6 protein-coding genes and 1 pseudogene are annotated in these 4,540 nt (G+C 66.1%); 1 reads left to right on the plus strand and 6 read right to left on the minus strand.

Translation table 11 applies throughout. The features are described from left to right. Positions 1-543 (minus strand): annotated as a pseudogene (locus SFU54_RS07300) (type I restriction enzyme HsdR N-terminal domain-containing protein); the annotation flags it as partial. Positions 544-649: 106 nt separating this feature from the next. Between SFU54_RS07300 and SFU54_RS07305 the strand changes: the two are divergent. After that, a complete protein-coding gene (locus SFU54_RS07305; protein ID WP_319015627.1) occupies positions 650-964 on the plus strand; it encodes a hypothetical protein in 315 nt (104 codons plus the stop codon). A gap of 26 nt (positions 965-990) precedes the next feature. On the opposite strand, the gene SFU54_RS07310 is transcribed toward SFU54_RS07305, so the two are convergent. The 5 genes from SFU54_RS07310 to SFU54_RS07330 all read right to left on the minus strand — a co-directional run. Next, positions 991-1,554 (minus strand): OsmC family protein, encoded by a 564-nt coding sequence (locus SFU54_RS07310; RefSeq protein ID WP_319015628.1) that lies wholly within the window; start codon positions 1,552-1,554, stop codon positions 991-993. A gap of 220 nt (positions 1,555-1,774) precedes the next feature. After that, positions 1,775-2,200 (minus strand): DUF488 domain-containing protein, encoded by a 426-nt coding sequence (locus SFU54_RS07315; RefSeq protein ID WP_319015629.1) that lies wholly within the window; start codon positions 2,198-2,200, stop codon positions 1,775-1,777. Between the two features lie 80 nt (positions 2,201-2,280). Beyond that, the gene (locus SFU54_RS07320; RefSeq protein ID WP_319015630.1) at positions 2,281-2,940 is read right to left on the minus strand and encodes a hypothetical protein; all 660 of its coding nucleotides are present in this window, start codon (positions 2,938-2,940) and stop codon (positions 2,281-2,283) included. A gap of 96 nt (positions 2,941-3,036) precedes the next feature. Further along, a complete protein-coding gene (locus tag SFU54_RS07325) occupies positions 3,037-3,753 on the minus strand; it encodes a helix-turn-helix transcriptional regulator (RefSeq protein WP_319015631.1) in 717 nt (238 codons plus the stop codon). 66 nt (positions 3,754-3,819) lie between these two features. Then, the coding region (locus SFU54_RS07330) for a phytanoyl-CoA dioxygenase family protein (protein ID WP_319015632.1) at positions 3,820-4,540 on the minus strand (721 nt) is incomplete at its 5' end.

Consider the following 4,540-nt stretch of genomic DNA (forward strand, 5'->3'; position numbering starts at 1 on the left):
CCGCGTGATCGGGGCCACCGTGCTGACCAGTTTCGCGACCGTCTTGATCGGGACGGGGTGCCAGTTCAGAAAGTCGGTTACGAGCGCAGCGAACGCGGAGTCGGGGCTCAAGCCCGCGCCCGCCACGTCGAGCGGCCCGCCGGAGAGTTGCGCCACGAGTGCCGGCTGAGCCTCGCCACGGTAGAGGCGCCACTCTGAGCCATTGGTGTAGATGAGGTTGGGCAGGTCTTTCAGGCGATTCCACTGGTCGCGGTTGTGGCCCGAGAACGTGCCCGGGTCGAGAGAGAGGCCCGCCTTCTTGACCTCGATGTAGCCAACGACCGCGCCCTTCACCCGCACGGCAAAGTCAGGCCGCGAGCTCAACTCGGTGAGGTGCGCTTCGCCGTCGAGGATGGTCTTCCTGCCGCCGAACTCGCCGATGGCGGTGACGAGGTGCTCGATCGGAACACGCAAGGCCTCTTCGGGCTCACCCGTGCCCGCGAGCTTCGCCTTGACCTCGACGCCGTAGTCAGCGACAAGTTGGGAGATCTTCGCATCGAGCATGCGGCCATTCTGTCGCAGAGGGGTGACGAAGGTGATCAGAACCGCACGATGTGCCTGCTCAAGCGCAGGTCGTGAGGGTGGAGCCACCCAGCGGTACTCTCACCCCATGACGATCACGGTCTTGCACATTGACGCGTGCCCCAATTGGCGCGAAGCAAGCGATCGAGTGCGCACGGCCTTGACGGCGCTCGGCCGCGACGACGTCGTCGTGACCAACGTGCTGCTGAGCTCGCCCGAGGAAGCCGCCGCGGTAGCCTTCGCTGGGTCGCCGACCATTCTCATCGACGGTGTCGACCTCTTCCCCTCAGACGGGTCGACCGCCGATCTCGCATGCCGCATCTACCGCACAGATTCGGGGTTCGCTGGCCAGCCGAGCCTTTCGCAGATCGAGAATGCATTGCGCGACCGGCTGCACCCGTGATAAACCTCACGGGGGCGACTGAGTGCTCAGGCGGTGCGCACGACCGCGCTGACCGGGGTCGGGTTAGCAAAGAGGTCGAGCACGGGGCAGTGGGCGTCGACGACGTCACGCAGCTGCTGGTAGCGCTCTTCGCTCTCGGGGCCCGTGATGGTGATGGTGAGCCGCACGTCGCTGAAGCCGGCCCGCACCGTCTCGTCGATGCCGAAGAGGCGGCGCGCATCCAGGTCAGCTTCGGCATCGATGCGGATGTCGTCGACCTGAATGCCGAGCCCCTGCGCGTAGAGGCGGTAGACGACGATCTGGCACGAGATGAGGGCCCCGAGCGCGTACTCGACGGGGCTCGCGGCCACGTCGTCGCCCGCGAGGGCGCCGGGCTCGTCGACGAGGAAGGTGTGCTTGCCGGCGCGGATGTTCGAGGCGACCGAGCCCTCGCCTTCGCCGCTGACGCGGTAGGTGAGCTGAGCCGCGGCCGGGTTGGCGGCGATGCGCTCGCCCCAGGCGGAGCCCGCATCGGTGAGGCGCGCTGCGCGCTCATCGGCGGTGACCGCGGGAACGGTGGACGGGGCAAAGGTGTCGGTGAGGATCGTCATGTCATGACCGTACGATCGGGATGCCCGCCGCGTCGAACCCGCCCGTCACACACGGTCGCGGCGCGTCACATGGCGTCGCGATGCGTCACACAGCGTCATGTGCCGATTTCACCACAGATCAAGATCGTGTCGCCAGCGACCGCGGGGCCACCCGCCCAGACAAAGCTGAATTGCCAGAGTGCGACTTGCGTTTTCGCCACGCGATGTCACGGCAAGGACCTCAGCCGCAGGCCAGCAGGCGGGCTATCACGTGATCGATCACCACCTGGCGGTGGCATCCGCGTTGATCTCGCTCGACACACAAGAAGCCGACATTCTCGCCCTGCACCAGATCGGCAAGGTCGTCGATTGCCCGCCGACCAGCCGGCGAGAGAACGATCGCTCGGTACCTCTCGTGGGCTTCACGACCTTCGGCACTGTCGGGATGCTGCAAGCCGCTGCGGTTGTCCCGCGGATTGCCCAGGGCCGGTAGGTGGAGGTAGTCGACTCCGATGCCGGCGAGCGCGGACCGAAGACCGCTCTTTGAGAAGCCTGGAGTGCGCGAGAGGGCGTTGAGCCGAACATCCGCGACCACAGAGACCTTGAGCTCAGTCACCTGAGCGCAGAACTCGTCGATCGTCATTCCCTCGTACCCGAGGCCGATCATGGGCACCCCTCCTCCGCGGCACCTGACCGCTGGGTGCGATCATGCCGCGGAGCGCCGACGTCGGGAGTGCCCGCCGAGGCTCAGCCGCCGAACGCCGCCTCATACGTCGCGACGAGCTGGTCGCGGTACTGCGCGGGGGTTACGCCGCCCGTAATGTCGGTGACGGTGATCTCGACCAGCAGGGCGCCCGAGCGCACCATGAGAGTTTCGTTGTAGAACACCGGAGTGTCGACCTGGTTAAGGTTCGCCAGCACAGCGGCCTCCTCGCCGACACCAGCGAGCGGCTCAAAATCGATGCCGCCCTCGCCATCGAACTCTGCGCCGCTCAGAGCGTCGGCGAAGGCTTGCGTGGGGCCATCGGCCGACACGTATTCAGTCACCTCAACACCGATGGTGAGCCCGGTTCCGTCGTCGCTCTGGTTCCAGTCGCAGCCGTAGAGGATGCCACCGACGCCGCCGGCCTCGATGACCATCGAGATGTCGAGGTCAACGACATCGAAGCCCCAAACAGCCGCGACCTGGTCGTCGGCGAGGAAGGAGCAGTCGGTGTCAGAGCCGACCGTCTGCGCGGGCAGACCGAGATCGGTGCCGCTGTCGTCGGGCGCGCTCGACTCTGAACTCGTGTCGGGCTCCGTGACCGTGTCGCCGCCGCTGTCGGCGGGTGATGAGCAGCCAACGAGCAGGCCAGCGGCAATCACGAGAGCAAGCGGAGTGACGAGGGTAGGCACACGGAAAGTCATGATCGAAGACTAGGCAAGAGGGTGAGAGAGGATCGATGGGGTAAATCCCCCATCATCGCGACGCTCACCCGCCCCGGCGCTCAGCCGGCGGGCCGCTTAGCCGCCCAGTCGATGCAACGCCGCTGTGCGGCTCGAGACCCCGAGACGTCGGTAGATCGCTTGCAAGTGGTTCTCGAGCGTCTTCTCGCTAATGCTCAACGACGTCGCCGCCTGACGCACGGTCGCGCCTGATTCCAGAGCCGCGAGAACCTGGCGCTGCCGGGAGGTCAGCAGCCCGCGCGCGTCGCGCGCTGCGGCCGCACGCAGCCGAGCGAGCGTCGCCCGAACGTGCCGGGCGAACTCTTCAACGAATTCGAGCTCGCGATCGGTGAAGTCACTGTCCGCCCGAAAAACGGCCAGGGTTTCGACGAGCCCGTCGTCAACCTCAAGCAACGTGCCGATCTGATACTCGCCGCCGAGTGGGCGATAGACCTGGGCATACAGCGGGCGCGCGTGCCATTCATCGGTCGTGAGCGTGTCGCTAATGCGCAACGAGCCGGGCGTCGGTGCCGCGAGCAATTCCGCCACCAACGGCACTTCGCTCAGCACGCGGGGCATGAGGGGAATCACGAACGGAATCGGCTCGGGCAGGTGGTTGCCGCTCATCGCTCCAGTCGTGAGGTCGATCGTCACCCAGCCCGCGCGCGTCGCGGGAACAAGGCGAAAGAGAATCTCGACCGATTGTTCGCGCAGATCGGCGGGGGTGGTGATCTGGGCAAGCTGTACGGCGGCGTCGAGCAACACATGCAGATCGGGAGCCTGCAGGGACTTCATGCGCGAGAGCATATCGACTTTGCGGGTGACGACTTTGCCCGGCGCTGCCGGCGACGCGGCCAGCTTCTAACGGTCGCAGCCCCCCGACTTATCGGCGCGTGAGCCCGGCACGCTCAGGTCGCGCAGGCCCTTGTAGGCGTAGGGGTCTTCTCCCGCGACCATCACGATGTCGCGAAAGTCGTATTCGGCGAAATAGCGCCCCTCACTGTTCTGCCACGGCAGTAGCGACTCGGCGCTCATGTATTGGTTGACGAGCGCGCGACGATAGCCGTGCTTGCCGCTGTTCTCGAGCGAACGATGCAGCAGGTAGCCGTTGAAGAACAGGGCCGCGCCGGCGGGCACCTCGACCGCGATCGCGTCGTCGTCGGTGTACGGAAACCCGTAGGCCTCGTCGGTGCAATCGAAGCGTTCGTCGGTTTGCTCACGGTCGGGGTAGAGCACGCCGCGCGCGTGCGAACCAGGCAGCACCCACAGGCAACCGTTCTCGGTCGTCGCGTCGTCGAGCGCGATCCATACGCCGCAGAGAGAGCGGTCGCGCGTCGGAATGAAGTGCTCGTCTTGATGCCAGGCCTGACCCGGCTTGCTCTCGCTCTTGATGAACAGCATCGACTGCATGGCCTTGACGTTCGGGCCGATCACGCGCGTGAGGCCCGAGACGATCCGAGGGTGCCGCATGATCTGCCGGGCCACCTCGCTGATTTTGTGCGGGTGGTGGATGCACAAGTACTGCCGCAGCACGTCGGCGTCGCTCTGCCCGGGGTGAGCATCCACCGCATCGTCGCCGGGG

The sequence above is a fragment of the Microcella sp. genome (genome assembly GCF_033763155.1).
Taxonomy (GTDB): domain Bacteria; phylum Actinomycetota; class Actinomycetes; order Actinomycetales; family Microbacteriaceae; genus Microcella.

Coding starts and splice junctions, on each gene's coding strand:
- SFU54_RS07315 (WP_319015629.1), bottom strand. CDS start 2,200: ATGATCGGCCTCGGGTACGAGGGAATGACGATCGACGAGTTCTGCGCT.
- SFU54_RS07310 (WP_319015628.1), bottom strand. CDS start 1,554: ATGACGATCCTCACCGACACCTTTGCCCCGTCCACCGTTCCCGCGGTC.
- SFU54_RS07325 (WP_319015631.1), bottom strand. CDS start 3,753: ATGAAGTCCCTGCAGGCTCCCGATCTGCATGTGTTGCTCGACGCCGCC.
- SFU54_RS07305 (WP_319015627.1), top strand. CDS start 650: ATGACGATCACGGTCTTGCACATTGACGCGTGCCCCAATTGGCGCGAA.
- SFU54_RS07320 (WP_319015630.1), bottom strand. CDS start 2,940: ATGACTTTCCGTGTGCCTACCCTCGTCACTCCGCTTGCTCTCGTGATT.